At 45.0% G+C, this 17,208-nt stretch carries 16 protein-coding genes and 1 other RNA gene; 13 read left to right on the top strand and 4 right to left on the bottom strand.

The features are described from left to right. Positions 1 to 617: 617 nt before the first annotated feature. The 6 genes from MC7420_RS09685 (at position 618) to MC7420_RS09665 (ending at position 6,228) form a co-directional block, all read left to right on the top strand. Positions 618 to 1,796: a hypothetical protein gene (locus tag MC7420_RS09685; protein WP_006100090.1), complete on the top strand. Its 1,179-nt coding sequence runs from the start codon at positions 618 to 620 to the stop codon at positions 1,794 to 1,796. A gap of 31 nt (positions 1,797 to 1,827) precedes the next feature. Continuing rightward, complete coding sequence (gene corA / locus MC7420_RS09680) at positions 1,828 to 2,976, top strand: magnesium/cobalt transporter CorA (protein ID WP_006100207.1); 1,149 nt, start codon at positions 1,828 to 1,830, stop codon at positions 2,974 to 2,976. A gap of 74 nt (positions 2,977 to 3,050) precedes the next feature. Next, positions 3,051 to 3,662, top strand: coding sequence for a hypothetical protein (locus MC7420_RS09675; RefSeq protein WP_006099999.1), 612 nt, complete (start codon positions 3,051 to 3,053; stop codon positions 3,660 to 3,662). A gap of 56 nt (positions 3,663 to 3,718) precedes the next feature. Then, positions 3,719 to 4,143: RNase P RNA component class A (gene rnpB / locus MC7420_RS35080), an RNA gene on the top strand. Between the two features lie 154 nt (positions 4,144 to 4,297). Beyond that, positions 4,298 to 5,005: a ribonuclease III gene (rnc, locus tag MC7420_RS09670; protein WP_044206210.1), complete on the top strand. Its 708-nt coding sequence runs from the start codon at positions 4,298 to 4,300 to the stop codon at positions 5,003 to 5,005. Between the two features lie 119 nt (positions 5,006 to 5,124). Beyond that, the gene (locus MC7420_RS09665) at positions 5,125 to 6,228 is read left to right on the top strand and encodes a Gfo/Idh/MocA family protein (RefSeq protein ID WP_006100023.1); all 1,104 of its coding nucleotides are present in this window, start codon (positions 5,125 to 5,127) and stop codon (positions 6,226 to 6,228) included. Between the two features lie 158 nt (positions 6,229 to 6,386). On the opposite strand, the gene MC7420_RS09660 is transcribed toward MC7420_RS09665, so the two are convergent. After that, the gene (locus MC7420_RS09660; RefSeq protein WP_006100045.1) at positions 6,387 to 7,016 is read right to left on the bottom strand and encodes a Uma2 family endonuclease; all 630 of its coding nucleotides are present in this window, start codon (positions 7,014 to 7,016) and stop codon (positions 6,387 to 6,389) included. A 33-nt stretch (positions 7,017 to 7,049) separates the two neighbouring features. Continuing rightward, positions 7,050 to 9,161, bottom strand: a complete 2,112-nt coding sequence (locus MC7420_RS09655; protein WP_006100155.1) for a sensor histidine kinase — start codon at positions 9,159 to 9,161, stop codon at positions 7,050 to 7,052. 239 nt (positions 9,162 to 9,400) lie between these two features. Here MC7420_RS09655 and MC7420_RS09650 point away from each other — a divergent pair, with 239 nt between their 5' ends. From MC7420_RS09650 to MC7420_RS09640, 3 genes are all read left to right on the top strand, one after another. Next, positions 9,401 to 10,102 carry a RibD family protein gene (locus MC7420_RS09650; RefSeq protein ID WP_006100064.1) on the top strand — a complete coding sequence of 234 codons (702 nt, stop codon included), beginning with the start codon at positions 9,401 to 9,403 and terminating at the stop codon, positions 10,100 to 10,102. A 216-nt stretch (positions 10,103 to 10,318) separates the two neighbouring features. Next, positions 10,319 to 11,515: a GNAT family N-acetyltransferase gene (locus tag MC7420_RS09645; RefSeq protein WP_006100144.1), complete on the top strand. Its 1,197-nt coding sequence runs from the start codon at positions 10,319 to 10,321 to the stop codon at positions 11,513 to 11,515. A gap of 176 nt (positions 11,516 to 11,691) precedes the next feature. After that, positions 11,692 to 12,075, top strand: coding sequence for a DUF4346 domain-containing protein (locus tag MC7420_RS09640; RefSeq protein ID WP_006100147.1), 384 nt, complete (start codon positions 11,692 to 11,694; stop codon positions 12,073 to 12,075). A 194-nt stretch (positions 12,076 to 12,269) separates the two neighbouring features. Here MC7420_RS09640 and psb32 read toward each other — a convergent pair whose 3' ends face one another. Further along, positions 12,270 to 12,986, bottom strand: coding sequence for a photosystem II repair protein Psb32 (gene psb32 / locus MC7420_RS09635; RefSeq protein ID WP_006100075.1), 717 nt, complete (start codon positions 12,984 to 12,986; stop codon positions 12,270 to 12,272). A 328-nt stretch (positions 12,987 to 13,314) separates the two neighbouring features. On the opposite strand from psb32, the gene MC7420_RS09630 reads away from it, so the two are divergent. Beyond that, on the top strand, positions 13,315 to 13,809 hold the full coding sequence (locus MC7420_RS09630) for a photosystem I reaction center protein subunit XI (RefSeq protein WP_006100107.1): 495 nt from the start codon (positions 13,315 to 13,317) through the stop codon (positions 13,807 to 13,809). Positions 13,810 to 13,878: 69 nt separating this feature from the next. Further along, positions 13,879 to 13,995, top strand: coding sequence for a photosystem I reaction center subunit VIII (locus MC7420_RS09625; RefSeq protein WP_006100027.1), 117 nt, complete (start codon positions 13,879 to 13,881; stop codon positions 13,993 to 13,995). An 85-nt stretch (positions 13,996 to 14,080) separates the two neighbouring features. On the opposite strand, the gene MC7420_RS09620 is transcribed toward MC7420_RS09625, so the two are convergent. After that, a complete protein-coding gene (locus MC7420_RS09620) occupies positions 14,081 to 14,665 on the bottom strand; it encodes a hypothetical protein (RefSeq protein WP_006100074.1) in 585 nt (194 codons plus the stop codon). 432 nt (positions 14,666 to 15,097) lie between these two features. Between MC7420_RS09620 and MC7420_RS09615 the strand changes: the two genes are divergently transcribed. Further along, positions 15,098 to 15,823 (top strand): Bax inhibitor-1/YccA family protein, encoded by a 726-nt coding sequence (locus tag MC7420_RS09615; protein ID WP_006100236.1) that lies wholly within the window; start codon positions 15,098 to 15,100, stop codon positions 15,821 to 15,823. Between the two features lie 115 nt (positions 15,824 to 15,938). Further along, positions 15,939 to 17,046, top strand: a protein-coding gene (prfB, locus tag MC7420_RS09610) for a peptide chain release factor 2 (protein ID WP_157453108.1) whose coding sequence is annotated in 2 segments (ribosomal slippage) — positions 15,939 to 16,010 and positions 16,012 to 17,046 — 1,107 coding nt in all. Because the reading frame shifts where the segments join, the coding sequence is not laid out codon by codon here. Positions 17,047 to 17,208: the final 162 nt, after the last annotated feature.

Below are 17,208 nucleotides of genomic sequence, written 5' to 3'. Positions count from 1 at the left end.
GCCCTGCCTATCAATGTTATAAATAAGATTATATTTATTGACCGAAGAACGGATTAGAGGGCGGGTTTTGACATACATCTTATCGACAGTATCCCAAGTGAACGGCTAAACCCGCCCCTACCGAGGATTTGTAGGAGTAGATGTCCACAGTTTGAGACTTACCGATCGCTTATTTTTTGGGTGACACTGGATCAGGTAATCACAGAGCAAGATTGGTTACATTAATGTGTAGGGGCGGGTTTAGGGATTAACTTTGATCGTTCCTACTAACTAGAATACAAAACCCGCCCTGCCTATAAACGTTATGAATAAGATTATATTTATTGACCGACGAACGGATTAGAGAGCGGGTTTAGGGATTAACTTTGATCGTTCATATTAACTGGAATACAAAACCCGCCCTGCCTATCAATGTTATAAATAAGATTATATTTATTGACCGACGAACAGATTAGAGGGCGGGTTTTGACATACACCTTATCGAAAGTATCCCAAGTGAACGGCTAAACCCGCCCCTACAGCGGATTTATAGGAGTAGATGTCCACAGTTTTAGATTTGCCGATCGCCTATTTTTTGGGTAACACTAGATCAGGTAATCACAGATCAGGATTAAACTATGCTCGTATTTTTTATTCACGGTGTTGCCACATCCAACGTCAGATATGCCGATCCACTACAACGTCTTATTCAGGAAGAGTTTGACCAAATAGGACAATCTCGTCCCCATTTTTATTCTTGTTTTTGGGCAAATGTCCTAAAGGATGTTGGCAAGATATGGAACTGTATTCATCAAGACTTGCAGGAACTTAAGAGAGAATATCCCCAAACTAGCCCAGATGATATTTTCCGCTATCGAGAATTTCGGGAAGGATTTCTATCGGAGTTCGGCGGAGATTTTTTAAGTTACCTAAATCCTGAACGGGGTGTTGCTATCAGAAAGCTAATTGCTCAACAGCTAGCCGATTTTCTGACTAAGAATCCTACAGAAACCGAACTCCATATTATTACTCACTCGCTGGGAAGTGTTATCCTATGGGATATCTTATTTTCCGATAGATTCAGCACTGAAGATCCAGCTCATGATATTCGCGCCGTGATTCATGGCTTAAGCCAATCTGAACCAAGGAGAAAAGTACATCTCAAAAGCATCACAACCATGGGATCACCGATTTTGTTCTTGAATATGATGTTAGAGGTTAGTCCAGATAAACTTAAACAATTTGCAAATTGTGATCAAAACCAACCCCTAAGATGGCGGAATATCATTCATTCCTCAGATTTGGTTGCTTATCCGCTGCGGTCAAGCTTAAATCTTCAACCCTCTGATAACATCTTTTTTCGAGATGAATATATCTCGACTGATGCTAATCTAGCTGAAAAAGCTGCCCGTGCTATTGGTCAATTTGAAGCAGCACTTGCATTAGGTGTCGCTGATGCTCATGGTTCTTATTGGCATTGTTCCCAAACTGCTAATATAATTACGTCTAATATTCTGGGGAGTCAAGGAATTATCCGAGATGTGATTAATCGTTTATATAAAGTTCGCGGTATGACCAAGAAAATGTTGGATTTTACCAAAGATAGTCCGATCGATAGAAGTTTACAGCCGCTCAATTTCACAGATAGTAGTGGAATCCTATACCTCGTTGTCAATCCTCTTCAAGTGCATCATGTTTATGTTTATGATAATAAAAATGACTGTAAATTTGCTGGATATGTTGGTTGGATGGATACTGGGGGATTAAAAGAAGAAGTTGAATGGATTAAAATGAATTTGTGCCAAGTCACGGAATAATCCTTATCCTAAGTATAAAAAGGAGCGCTAAATGACACAACGCCATTTTCCAGGGAGCAAGTTAGCCACAAGATCCAATGATGACGATGATGACGAAGATCTATTTGAGTATTTCTATGATGAGCCGGGGAGTTTACCGGGAACCTTAAGCATTGATGAAGATGCTTGTCCGTCATTTATCGTTTTGATTGACTACAACGAAAGCCACGCCAATCGTGTAACCAATTTAACCGCAGATGCTTGTACTCCTTACCTGACGAGTGACTCCGTATCTTGGCTTGATATTCAGGGGTTAGGTAGTGAAGATATTTTATTAGGCTTGGGGCGAATTGTGGGGTTACATCCCTTGCTATTGGAGGATGTGGTTAATGTTCCGCAGCGCCCCAAAGTGGAGGATTACAGCGACCAGTTATTAATTATAGCCCAGATGGTCATGCCTAAACCCACAGAAGATGGGTTTTGGATTGAGCAAGTGAGTTTTGTCTTAGGGAAATCCTATTTGCTAACGTTTCAGGAGGAACCAGAACGGGATTGTTTTGAACCAGTACGCGCTCGAATTCGGGGACATAAAGGTAAAATACGGCAAGCGGGTGCGGATTATCTGGCGTATACGCTCTTGGATGCGATCATTGATGGGTTTTTTCCAGTGCTGGAAGACTATGGGGAACGCATCGAAGCGTTAGAGGATGAAGTGATTCTCAACCCTAATCACCAAACCCTGGAGAAAATTTACCAGGTTCGGCGGGAATTACTGGCATTACGCCGTTCAATTTGGCCCCAACGCAGTGCGATTAATGCATTAATTCGCGACGGTAGTAATTTGATTAGTTCAGATGTTCGTATTTATCTACGAGACTGTTATGACCACACGATTCAGGTACTTGATATGGTAGAAACCTATCGGGAATTGGCTTCGGGTTTAATGGATGTTTACTTGTCCTCCGTCAGCAATAAAATGAATGAGGTGATGAAAGTCTTGACCATAATGTCAACGGTTTTCATCCCAATCACCTTTATCGCAGGGGTTTATGGGATGAACTTCCAATATATGCCAGAATTAACCTGGCGTTGGGGATACTTTGTCTGTTGGGGCGTGATGATCGCGATCGCGGCGTCTTTATGCTTCTTTTTCTGGCGTCGCGGCTGGTTCGAGGATTCTCGCTTTGCCAAACATGATTAAGGTTGAGTGCTGACGACTAATAACAGATCATGGATTTACTTGCTTTTGTGTATTAATTAGGAGTCTTGGGGTTTATGGATTTTGCCACAGAATTAGCCCGAAATATATTAGTTTTAACCGTTTATTTTATTGTTGTTGCCTTAGTTTTTAACCAAGCCTTTCAGTCCTTAGATAAGCTGGTGAAATTTGAAACCGATGCGGCTCATCTAAATCAAGACTTGTCCAAATATCAGCTAGAGGACTTTCTAGTCGTAAAATTTTCCTTTGCCGATAAATACGAATTGGATGAACTGAAACGATTATCCATGAGTATTGAAAATAAATCCAAAGATGTTTTCGTTGAAATTGATTGGAAACAGTGTTTTATCAGTGATTTCGATAAGCGCATTCGGCGAGCCATCCGCGTAATTCCCGGCAAAAATGAGGCAGCTTCTCAATCACCAAGTACAATTCTTCCGGGTCAAACCCTAAAAGAAGAGATTAGCGATGAAAAGATAGGTTCTCCTCTTGTTTCCCCTAAAAACCTACAAGCAGCGGCTGACAAAAACGACTATTTTTACTTGCGTTTATTCTTAAAGATATCGGAAGCAAATACAAAAGGACGTACCTGCAACCTACGCTGTCAGTTCATCGCCAAAAATCTGTCCTGGCAAAAAGCACTGGTTCTCGCCTTACAACCAAAATAATTACGGTGTTCCGCCCCAATAAATAGCCCACGGCGATTAAAATAGATCACTAAGGAGAGAGTCGGCGCAGGTGGTTGCGGATTCACCCAAGTGGTGAATCTGAGGAAAGTCCGGGCTCCCGAAAGACCAAACTTGCTGGGTAACGCCCAGTGCGGGCAACCGTGAGGATAGTGCCACAGAAACATACCGCCAATTTGTCATTATTCCCTAGTCTGATGTCTATAACCAAGGACATAAGACAAAGGACATACGACAAGTTGGTAAGGGTGCAAAGGTGCGGTAAGAGCGCACCAGCAGCATCGAGAGGTGCTGGCTCGGTAAACCCCGGTTGGGTGCAAGGTCGTTAGGAACTACGGTTGGTCTTTTACCAGTTCCTGCTTCAAGAGCCGCTAGAGGCGTCTGGTAACAGGCGTCCCAGATAGATAACTACCCTCCTAGTGATATAGGAGAACAGAACCCGGCTTACGTCCAACTCTCTCCCTTCTAGTCATAAGTTTATTGTAGGGGTGGGTTTAGGGACTCAAGCTAGCTTGTCACTAATAACTGAACAACAAAACCCGCCCTTATTCATGGACTCCTCCCCATACATAAATGACAGGGGTTTCCGTCTATCCCCTTACCAATCCGTTTTTTCGATGACCATTGACCCCAGACGACAAAAACAACTGCAAAAATTAGTGCAAAAGCTCGGATTACTGGATAATGCGCCTGTTCAATGGGATAAGCTTGACTTGGCGCTGACTCATCCCAGTATGTCCCGTGATGTGAACTATGATCAGTTGGAGTTTGTCGGGGATGCTGTGGTGCGAATGGCTGCCTCAGAGTTATTATTTGAAACCTATCCCAACGCTTCCGTGGGTGACTTTGCGGCAATTCGTTCCGTGTTGGTGAGCGATCGCATCTTGGCTCAATTGGCTCAAGAGTATGGACTGGAGCGATACTTGCTCCTGGCTCCCAGCGCGGCGGCTGATCCTAGGGGTGAGATGTCACGGCTGGCTGACGCCTTTGAAGCGATCGTTGGCGCACTCTATCTGAGTACCCACACCTTAGAATTAATTCGCCCTTGGCTTGATCCTCATTTTCAGCGATTGACTGAAGACATTCTTAAAGATCCCGCCCGCCAAAACTATAAAGATGCTCTGCAAGAATGGACTCAAGCTCACTATAAATCTTTACCCGAATATCGCCTTACCGAAACCAATCCCATTGAGGCAGACGAGAATCGTTTTACTGCCCAAGTTTGGTTTAAAGGTCAACAATTGGGTGAAGGACAAGGACGCTCTAAAAAAGCGGCAGAACAAGCCGCCGCTAAAGCAGCATTGGCTAAAGTGATTGGTGATTAGTCATTTGTCCTTCGTCATTTGTCCTACTCGCTCCCAAAAATAAGCAAGCTACGTCATAGTGACATCAGGGTGATAAACAACGATAATAGTGAAACCCGCCCCTACAGATTCAAAATTTCATGAAGACTAAAATTGCCGTATTGGGAGCCGGACGCTGGGGTACGCATTTGGTGCGGAATTTCGCGTCACATCCAGATGCCCAACTGGTAGCGGTAGTTGATTCCTCTAGGGAACGCTTAACTCAGCTTAAAGAACGATTGAACCTGAATGACAATGTGGTTCTAGCAGACAATTGGCAATCGATACGTTCCCAGATAGAGTGCGATGCGGTTGTAATCGCGACGCCGGCGGTGACTCATTATTCCCTGATTCAAGATGCCCTACAGCAAGGGTTTCATGTGCTAGCAGAAAAGCCGTTGACACTCGATGCGGCTGAATGCCAACAGTTGTCTGATTTAGCCCGTCAACAGCAGCGCCAGTTGATGGTAGATCACACCTATTTATTTCATCCGGCTGTTGAGCAGGGTAAAGCGGTGGTGCAATCTGGATGCTTAGGAGAATTGCGCTATGGCTACGCGGCTCGGACGAATCTAGGACCCGTGCGTCAGGATGTCGATGCGCTGTGGGATTTAGCCATTCATGATATCGCGATCTTCAATACCTGGTTAGGTGAGCAACCTGTGCAAGTTCAAGCCACGGGACGGGTGTGGTTACAACGGCAAGAGGGATCTGTAGGGGCGGGTTTGACCAATAACGTTTCACAAGAAACCGCTAATGTAACTAAACCCGCCCTTCTTGAGAAACATGATTTAGCCGATTTTGTTTACGTTATTTTGACATACCCAACGGGTTTTCAGGCATATATTCACTTATGTTGGCTCAACCCCGATAAACAACGGCGTCTGGGGGTAGTGGGGAGTCAAGGAACATTAATTTTTGATGAGATGGAAAATGATGCGCCCTTAACGCTTCAGCATGGGTATTTTGAGCAAAGTGGAGACGTGTTTACGCCTGGGGGTTTGCGGCGGGAAGTCATCGAAATCGAGCGTCGCGAACCGTTGGCGCAAGTGTGCGATCGCTTTTTGCAGAGCATCCGCGATAATCAACCTGTATCAGTATCTTCAGGCTGGGTGGCGGCTCAACTGGTCAACATCCTCAGTTGTCTATCCCAGTCTCTCCAACAGGGAGGAACACCGATTAAGGTTCCTCAGTTAGCGGAATGATAGATATAGCAGTAGACACATCGATTAGGACTTTCGGCACCATTGTAGAGACGCGCCATGGCGCGTCTCTACATAAATGATGTGTCCTAACCGCTATGGCGGTTGCTATAACTTAAAAAATTGGGTAGGATGTGGGGTGTCGGGAAAAACTTTCGACCTCAATTTTCTCTGTCAATAAGAGTGTCTTCTGGATTATCTTCAGGAAAAACAACATCTTCATACAGCAAAGAAATAGGGCATCGGAAATCAACGCTAGTTAAATACACCTCTAATTCTGTCCCGCTAGTCGTTGTTTCTTCAAGAGAATAAGCTGTCAATTCCCATTTTCCCATCTCATTGAGTCGGTAGCATTCCACGTTCATTTTGTCTGGCTCAATCAGAACATATTCTTTCAAACTATCAATCCGACGGTAATGCCTAAATTTTTTGCCCCGGTCAAAGGCTTCTGTCCCCGGCGACAGGACTTCGACAAGCAAACAGGGATGATAGATAATTTTACGCGATCTTTGGTCTCGCGGATCGCAACTAACCATCACATCTGGATAGTGAAATGGTCCCTGACGTGAAACTCCTACTTTGGCATCTGCCATAAAGACTTTACAGCCTTTACCCCTCAGGTGATTTTTGAGTGCAGATGTCAGATTTACGGCAATAGAGTTATGGGAAAGGGTTCCCCCTGTCATCGCCAAAACCTTGCCATTAATATATTCGTACTTAATGGCTTGTTGTTCTTCCCATTCCAGATACTCTTGAGGAGTTATTCGTTGATTTTGGAGTTGAGCAACCATTGAAAATGTTTTAAATATGACTATAGTAAACTATCAATCCGTTATTAATTTGCCGTTAATCTCGCCAATTGAATCCTGATGTTTAGGCAATTCTGTTGATACTTGTGAGGGTGGCTCACTGTCAAGTTGCTCATCCGTATCCTGTCCCTTTGTTTCAACAAGTGGTAAGCTAATGTTCACCGTCGTTCCCTGACCTTCTCCAGCACTAAAAAGGGTAATTGTCCCCCCCATCAATTCGATCAAGTTGCGGGAAATAGCCAGACCGAGACCTGTACCACCGTACTTGCGCGTGGTTGACCCATCTACCATGACAAAGGGACGAAATAGTTTAGCCTGTTGCACCGGATCAATGCCAATTCCCGTATCTTTAACTGTTACCACAACTTGTGCAGGAAACAACTCTCCAGTTTCATGATTTTCAGTAACTTGTTTATTACTGGGAATCGTGGAGACGCTAGCAACAGATGTAGAATCATCAGCACTCACTAAGGGTTCGGTCTTATCACTGCCTGTTTCAATCTGTGTACTGACTGTAATGCTGCCCGAATCAGTAAACTTTGCCGAGTTACCAATGACATTAATTAGGACTTGCTTCAGTTTAGCGGGATCGGCAATAACGGGAAGTTTTTCATGCAAGTTTTTTGTGTTGAATTCGAGTCCCTTCGATTGAATAGAGACTGCCTGTAAGTGAATCACTTCATCAATCATTTGACGCAGATCGATCAGTTCAACTTCAACGGAAAGTTTCCCTGACTCAAGTTTTGCCAGGTCTAAAACATCATTAATAATGTTCAACAAATGAATAGCCGCTTCATCGGCTCGTTGTAAAAAGTCAAGTTCTTCCTCGCGGTCATCACAGAAACCATCTTTGACCAGTCGCAGGCAACCAATAATACCATTGAGGGGAGTTCTCAGTTCGTGAGATGTTGTAGCGAGAAACTCATTCTTAAGCTGGTTGGCGGCTTGGGCTTCTTTCCAGGCGGCTTCGAGTTCTTCTGCCCAATGTTTGAGGCGCTCAAACATTCCATCCAGGGCTTCGGCTAATTGGTTAATTTCTCGAATTTTGAAGGTATGAGGAATGCGATAATTCGAGTGAAGCTGGGATTCATGCAGGGCGCAATCTCTGAGTTTTTCTAAGGGACGGGCGAGGTCACGGGAAATGTAAATTGTGGCTAAAATACTGGCAGCAATTAAGCCACAGGTGAGGATAAACAGAACTTGGCGGATATCCTGAAGACCGATCAGCGCACTCTCCAAGGGGGTAACAGCGAGAATAATCCATTGCTGGTCAGATTGGTCGCTAATCGGACTTTCAATCGCTGTATAGCCAGCGACATATTCCTGACCATCCAAGGCAAGATGGATAAAGGACTCACGACCTGCGATCGCGTCTTCGACCAGACTCTCAAGTCTTGAAGAATCCAGTTCTTGGTTGATATTGTGTCCCACTTGCTGGGCAATGGGATGCACCAGAATTTTACCCTCTTGGGTAATCACCACGGCTTCACCAGATAGGGAACCCGGCTTAATAGATTTGGATTGGAGTAAGGTTGAGCATAAGCTCAAAGCATATTGGAGTTGACCCTCAGCGTTATAAACGGGCGCACTCAACAGAATCGGGAGTTGAGTTTTGCCTGAGATGGCTTCGGCTTCGTTTGTAGCAGGGGTTGAGGGTGCTAGCGGAGGTAGGACTGTGACCTCTATTTGAGACGGATCTATAGAAACCTCACCTTCCTGACTAGACCATTTTGAGATCACTTGCTGGTTGACGAGTAAGGATTGATTACAGGTACTGCTCACGATATCTTGAGTCTGAATATCACTCAACTGCACGCAATTGACCGGGGTGGGGAGTTGTTGAGCCAGTTGGTTGATAAATTGTTGATAGCCTGTCGATGACTGAGATTGAAAGACTATGGCTTGGCTAGCGGTCAGCAGGTTAGCTTGTAACGCTGAGATCGCCTCTTGAATGCTTTCCCCTTTTCTCACAGCACTTTCGGTTAAATTTTGACGCGCTGTGTCTAGAAGCGTTGAGCGTGCTTTTCTGTAGGTCACATAAACTCCCAAGAGTAACACTGGCACGCTGAGTAACAACAGGCGTGACAGCAAAACACGACGAAAGGAGGATTGACCTGGCTTAGCCATAAGATACGCTGGTGTGATTACAGAAGAAAAGGTGGTAGAAAGAGTAATCGTTAATACAGTTTACGAGTCACGGAGTCTTCCTGAAAACCCCTTATCTCTATCCTAGAACGATTCACAAGCTCTTTAGGGGTTGCTGAATAAGTATGGTGGTGAGGATAGGGAACAGGGAATAGTAAAAAATCTCCTAACCTTGGAGCCTTTTGCGATAGTTACCATTATTTTTCTTGCCCCAGACAACTATGCCAAAAACGTCTGCTATCAATCAACCCCATACCACGGTTGTTCTGGCAATGAGTGCCGATGGCAAGATTGCGGACGTGACGCGATCGCCTGCCCGATTTTCATCGTCTGCGGATCAAGCTCATCTGGAAAGCCAAGTGGCACTGGCGGATGGGGTTTTGTTCGGTGCAGGAACTCTCCGGGCTTATGGTACCACTCGCAGTGTCTCAAATTCCCAGTTACAGCAGCAGCGTAAACAACGGGGCTTACCCATCCAACCAGTGCAGATTGTTTGCTCCCGTCTAGCTCAATTCGATCCACAATTACGCTTTTTTCACCAAAACGTACCCCGTTGGCTGTTGACGACAGAGGCGGGTGCTGAACCCTGGCGGGACAAGTCGGATTATTTTGAGCGGATTTTGGTGGTGAATGCCTCTAGCGATGGGATAAATTGGCATGACGCTTATCAACAGCTCAACCAATTGGGCATCCAACGGCTTGCTGTCTTAGGGGGGGGTAACTTAGTGGCATCTCTACTGGCGGCTGATTTAATCGATGAACTCTGGTTCACAGTTTGTCCCCTGATTTTAGGGGGTGCAGCCGCCCCAACGCCTGTTGAGGGAACTGGCTTTTCTGAGCAATTGGCGAAACGTTTAGAACTTTTGGCGGTTGAGAGGGTTGACCAAGAGTTATTTCTACACTATCGGTTGTCCAGGGAATGAGGAGATGGGGGAGTTGTAGAGACGTTGCATGCAACGTCTCTACAACTTAATTTTGACAATTCATCTCACATTAATCGGTCAAAATAAACTCGGCTATGTTAACTTATGTAAATAACCCCTCAAGCCCTTACCAATGACAAAAGACTAATGACAAATAACGATCCTCACCGTTCATTTTAATCCATGCCGATCTAGACCTAATTATAGATTTTCCCAATGGTTCACCAACCGCAGACTGACTATTCCGTTAACTGGGTTAACCGGATGGCTGATATTCCCCAAGCCGCTTGGGATGCCCTTGCCCAACCCCTGAAAACGCCGTTTCTAGAATGGGACTGGTTGAATAATTTAGAAACATCGGGAAGTGCGACGTCTAAAACCGGATGGTTGCCCCATCACCTAACTATATGGCGAAACCGAGAGCTTATTGCGGCTGCGCCCTTCTATATTAAAGGTCATAGCTATGGAGAATTTGTCTTTGACCACCAATGGGCAGATCTGTCTCATCGTTTAGGCGTTCGCTACTATCCCAAACTGTTAGGGATGACGCCGTTTACTCCAGCAGGCGGTTACCGATTTTTAATTGCACCTGGAGAAGATGAAGATGAACTCACTGAGATTATGGTGAGTGCCATTGATCACTTTTGCGGGAATAACCGGATTAGTGGCTGTCATTTTCTCTTTGTTGACCCTGAATGGCGACAGGTGATGGAACGCCATGGTTTTACAAGCTGGTTGCATCACAGTTATATTTGGCAGAATAAAGGGTTTAGTAGCTTCGATGATTATCTGAGTATCTTTAACGCCAATCAGCGGCGTAATATTAAGCGGGAACGTAAAGCGGTGACTAAAGCCGGACTGTGTTTGGTTCCTTTAGTCGGGGATGATATTCCCAAATCCTTATTTCCCCTGATTTATAACTTCTATAGCAGCACCTGCGATAAGTTTTTTTGGGGCAGTAAGTATCTGACGCGCCAGTTTTTTGAACAGTTGTATCCCGACTATCGTCATCGTGTGGTATTGGTGGCGGCTTATCGAGACGATGATGACCGACATCCCGTGGGGATGTCGTTTTGTATTAATAAGGGTGATCAGTTGTATGGGCGCTATTGGGGCTGTTTTGAGGAATATGATTGCCTGCATTTCGATGCGTGCTATTACACCCCGATAGAATGGGCGATCGCGAATGGGGTTAAGATGTTTGATCCAGGTGCTGGAGGACGCCATAAGCGGCGGCGAGGATTTCCCGCGACACCGAATCACAGTCTGCACCGATTTTATAATCAACGCCTGATGCAAATTTTGCGCCACTATATCGGTGAAGTGAATGAAATGGAACAGGAAGAAATCGACGCGATCAATAATGATTTACCCTTTACAAAACGAGACATTCAATTTTTGGTTCAGGATTAATTGTCACGGGATGATGAATGATGAAAGTATCCCAGTTTTTAACCGAACCTCAGCGCAATTGGCAGGGGTCTTAATTTTTTAATTGCCATAAGATGCTTCTGCTTCCTGCCCTCTGCCTGCTTTAAACGGTCTAAACACGATACTATTCAAGAAGGGACGCATTGAGCCAAGACAAGATGAACCAAACAGTAGAAGACCTGCGTACAATTAATGACAAACTGTCTAAACGGGAAATTGAACTTGATCCCGGTGGATATTTTATTATCTACCTCGACCGGGATGCACGGTTAATTTGTGCCAAACATTTCACCAATGTGATTGATGATCGCGGTTTAGCCGTTGACCCAGAAACCGGGAAACCGATTCCCGCACGAGGTAAGGTTGAACGGACTCATACGACCTTGTTTACAGGTAGAACCGCCAAGGAACTTTGTGTGGTTATTTTTGAGCAAACTCAGCCCTGTCCAGTCACAATGTTGGATCATGCGGCTTATTTAGGACGGGAGTTTATGCGGGCTGAGTTTGCTTTAATTTCTGGACAGGAGTATGTTCAGGATTAGTGCTTTACAGTAAAAGCTTCTGATCATCTCTTAGAGAACAGGGAACACCTCGACCCTTCGACAGGCTCAGGGCATCGCTTACCTCGACTTACTTCGACTTCGCTCAGTAACACGCTCAGTAACACGCTCAGTAACACGCTCAGTAACACGCTCGGTGTGTCACAGGGAACAGTAACAAATGACAAATGACGAACTTAACCAGAGAAGCCCTGATAAAAGAAATAGGTTGCCATCGGTACCACTGTCGCGACAACCAATAGTACAACAACCCAGATGGTCGAGTTTTTGGTGTCAGTTTCTTCTGCGCTGGTAAATGTGCCTTCAACCTGAACCGTTTCTTCTACAACTGGAGGACCGGGATCAGGTTGACCCGATAGCACAGCCACTAAGCGATCGCTAGCCTCTAAAAAAGACTTATTGTACTTGTTACCTTCCCGCAAGGGGACTGTCATTGTTTCCGAGGCGACACTCTCGGCAATGTCGTCTGGCATAATTGACTTGACGTCTTCCCCAGTGACAATGGCAGTATTATTGGTCAGGGTATCGATCAGCAGCAAGGTTTGATTCGCTTGGGCTTCCGGTGTCGGATACCATTTTTTGAATAGGGCTTTAGCAAAGCTGTCTACGGTTTCACCATAGTCTAAACGGCGAACCGTCACAAATCTGACTTCCTTGTCGGTTTTCTGGGCTAAATCTTCCAAGCTTTTGCTCAACTTGCCTTCACTCAGGCGGCTGAGTACGTCGGCTTGATCAATCACCCAGGTTGGTTCACCCGCGTTGACATTGGGCATTTGGTAGACGTTTATAGCGTTGGCAGGTGTAGCCACCAATCCGCTAACTAAAACGCCCAGTAATAGCGGTAGTATTAGACGTTTCAGGTTTTTGTATAGTTGATTGAAGATTTGTCTCATTTACTGACTCTTGAGATGACTGTTTTTTTCAAAATACTACACTCTAGTGAACGACCGACATCTAGCTCATGTCTTGACAGATAACCATAGTTGTGCAACTTAGATTCCTGACTTCTTGGAGAAGTCAGGGGTTTTGGTCGCTGGACGTAGACGATGATTCGCGCCGATTACTCCCTAGAGACACGGCGGTGTTATATCCTTAAGCTATAACTAATTTGATGAAGTTTTTTAAAGGTCTTCCCATATTGTGTCATGGGATTACCCTTCCCTGCTTACAATGTTAAGTCAGGTATTTTTGTAAACATTCAGATTGAGAGGCAATATCTAGATGGCAGATGCAAGAAATATGGAAATGGTAAAACCTTACGGGGGAGACCCTTTTGTGGGTCATTTATCGACTCCGATCAGCGATTCGGCGTTTACCAGAGCGTTCATTGGCAACCTGCCAGCTTACCGCAAAGGGCTATCCCCATTCCTACGCGGCTTGGAAATTGGTATGGCTCATGGTTACTTCTTAGTGGGTCCTGAGGTTGTGTTTGGCGCACTGCGGGATTACCCAGAAGCGCGTTATCTGGGCGGCTTAGTCACCGCTTTGGTTATCGTTCTGCTTGGAACCGCCGGAATGGCAGCTTGGGGATTAGTGTCGCTCAAAAGCGCCGCCGAAAGCGCTCCGGATACAGAACTACTCAAAACGTCTGAAGGCTGGAGTGAATTTGCAGGTGGATTCTTTGTTGGAGGTATGGGAGGCGCTTTCGTGGCTTACTTCCTCCTGGAAAATTTTGAGACAGTGGACGCCATTTTCCGAGGCTTGGTGAATAACTAACCCCATTGGGTTCGTTCATTGGGTAATATTTGTCTTGAACTCTTGTAAATTTAGATAGGACAATTTGACATGACTGGTTCTTATGCAGCTTCGTTCTTACCCTGGATTCTGATTCCCGTCGTTTGTTGGCTGATGCCTGCTGTGCTGATGGGACTTTTGTTTATCCACATTGAAAGTGACGCCTAACCAAGGAGTGTCTCAACCTTGAGTTGATGAGTCGTGTGGGTAGTTGTTTGCCCTGTGAGCAAAACACCCACACGACAAAGTTGCATTAATGGGGAGAACTGGACGTCCTGTCTCTCGGTTTGGACTTGGGTTGAGAATCTTTAACCTTCGGGATGATTACACTTTGACCTCCTAAAGATAATATCTCCTCATACCTTTTGTCACTACTTTGGAGATTACTATGATGGAAAGTGACAACCACAGTGCATTCATCTCTAGTGCAAGAAACTTCAAAACTATACTTTGGATACAGTGACTTGAGATGATTTTCCCACATTTGTTGGATGACTTGACCCAAATAAAATAAGTTATCAATTCCAGCAGATTCTGAACCAGGAAGCAAATCATCAATATGCTGATGGTTCATTACCTGCTCAATCGAGGCAATATTATCTCCGAGTTGTGCTTTCCACTGCTCGTAAATTTCTAAATTAAAGGCTTCTGATAAAAAAATACCTCCCTCATGTTCAACAAAGTCAGGTAAAAAGACTTTGGTGAAGGCTAAAGCAACTTCAATATTAGAGACTCCAGCCAGATAATCCCAGAGAGAAAAATCATCGCCGTTAATTTGTTTCCACTGCTGGAAATCGCTCATCTTATCTGTATTTAAGGATAGGTGCTGGGTTTCCATGATTTTTAAGGTATCTCGTCAGTTATATAAAAATGATTGTAAGCTGTTCGGAATTAAAACCTTACTTAATGTCAAAAAAATGAAAATAATTGTAATGCGAGCATCTTGCTCTCTATCCATTCCCAATTTAAATGCGTGACCGCTTAAGCTTACAGTCCATAGTCCTAGTTAAATCATTGCTAAAAATATGTTTGATAGCTTTATAACTGCTGTATTCTTTGCTGTTTTTTGATTTAATTTTTACTCTTGCTACCAATATAATTACATTGAAAAATATTGGCAATGCCATCCTAGAATAAAGTGTAGTATACTATTATTGAAAGTCAATCTGCTTTCCTTAGAGATTCATCTCACCGTCAAATCGAAGATTACGACGGGAGCCATCTTACCCGATCAACTTAAATTATTTCGTAAGTTACACAAGGAGTTCTCATGAGTAACACGAGTAACTTTCGCCAAGCCATGCGTAATGCTAAGGGTCAAGCCTTAGTCGGACCCAATGTGATAGCCAACGCCCTGCCCTACGTCGGTGGTGGATTAGTTTTAACGGCTGTCGGGACTTATGGTGGTTTGAATGTCCTTACCACCAACCCCGGGTTATTCATGACAACCTTCTGGGTTGCCCTGATTGCTGAATTAGTCCTATTCTTCGTCGCTCGTGGTGTGGCGGAGAAAGGCAATAACAGTGCAGCATTGCCTCTATTGGCGACCTATAGCCTGCTCTCAGGCTACACCCTCAGTGGTATCGTATTTGTTGCCATTGGCACTTCAGGCGTAGGAATTCCAGGGATTGGAATCGCCGCTCTGGGTTGTGGTGTCACTTTTGTTGCTGCCCGTCAAATTGGCTCGAATCTTTCAGACCAAGATGGGATGGCGTTAACCCAAACCGTGCAACTGGGTATCATTGCCTTGTTGGTGGTGTTGGTGGGTCAGCTCGCCTTGAGCTTTTTTGGCGTTTATACCCCTAGCTGGCTAGAAATTGGCATCTCTGGCATTGGCGTTTTACTATTTGTTGGTGCGGCGGTGGTGGATTTCTATATCTTGCCCCGCACCTATCGCAATGATCAGTATCTGCCAGCCGCATTATCGATGTACTTGACCTACATCAACCTGTTTATCTTTATTTTGCGGTTGTTGATTGCCTTTAATCGCGACTAATTGACTCACCTTATCCCACGACTTTTAAGGCGTGGGATACCTGTCATTGGTCTGATGTAATTAAGTTTTCTGATTACAATTGATTAAAGGGAGTAAAGTACCAGCACAAAAAAACATGGAAGTTGTAGAGATTAAACGCGAAGTCGAAACCTTGTCCCTTCGCCTGGGAAAAACCCAGGACTATCTTTGACGTACCTGCACTGACTGCCAAAATTAAAGACTTAGAGCAACAAGCGGCTCAACCGGATTTTTGGGATGACCAAACCTTCGCTCAGCGAACCCTGCAAAAGCTGAATGACCTGAAATTGAATTTGCAGCAGTACCAGCAGTGGAAAAGTAATCTAGAGGATGCAAAAGCGGTTCTGGAATTGCTGGAATTGGAAACCGATGAAGGATTGCTGCAAGAAGCCCAAACCAATGTAGTCAAGCTGAATCGCGAACTTGACCGTTGGGAATTAGAACAGCTACTATCGGGTCCTTATGACGCCAATGGCGCGGTACTGGCGATTAATGCGGGGGCGGGCGGAACAGATGCTCAAGATTGGGCAGAAATGCTGCTGCGAATGTATACCCGTTGGGCAGAAAACCAAGGGTATAAAGTGCAGTTGGCAGAATTCTCGGAAGGAGATGAAGCGGGGATTAAGTCAGCCACCCTAGAAATTCAGGGACTCCGCGCCTATGGCTATTTGAAAGCAGAGAAAGGAACTCACCGACTCGTGCGAATTTCTCCCTATAACGCCAACGGAAAACGGCAAACCAGTTTTGCTGGGGTTGAGGTTATGCCCATCCTGAACGAGGATGTAGACCTAGATATACCTGAAACGGATTTAGAGATTACCACCTCTCGTTCTGGGGGTAAGGGCGGTCAAAATGTCAATAAAGTGGAAACCGCCGTTCGGGTTAAGCATATTCCCACAGACATTGCCGTGCGCTGTACCCAGGAGCGATCGCAGCTACAAAACAAGGAAAAAGCCCTCGCCCTGCTGAAAGCCAAGCTATTGGTGATTGCCCAAGAACAACGCGCTCAGGAAATTGCTGAAATCCGAGGCGATATGGTTGAAGCCGCTTGGGGGAATCAAATTCGCAATTATGTCTTCCACCCTTACCAGTTGGTGAAAGACTTGCGGACGAATGTGGAAACCACAGGCGTTGATGATGTCCTGAATGGGACGCTCGATCCCTTTATCGAAGCCTACCTGCGTCAGGAAAATCAATTGACCTGATCGGTGGAGAGAGGGGAGCAGGGGGAGATGGGGGAGATGAGGAAGTTAACTCAAAACTCTACCTTACCTGTTTCCTGTTCCCTGACGAAGGACAAATGACAAATGACAATTTGTTACATTCTGTAAAGAAAGGCGATAAAATAGTTTTTAGCGTCAAATCAC

Origin of the sequence: Coleofasciculus chthonoplastes PCC 7420, from assembly GCF_000155555.1 — a bacterium.
GTDB lineage: Bacteria > Cyanobacteriota > Cyanobacteriia > Cyanobacteriales > Coleofasciculaceae > Coleofasciculus > Coleofasciculus chthonoplastes_A.
The sequence above is the reverse complement of the archived record's forward strand: the minus strand, read 5'-3'. Positions and strand labels throughout refer to the sequence as shown.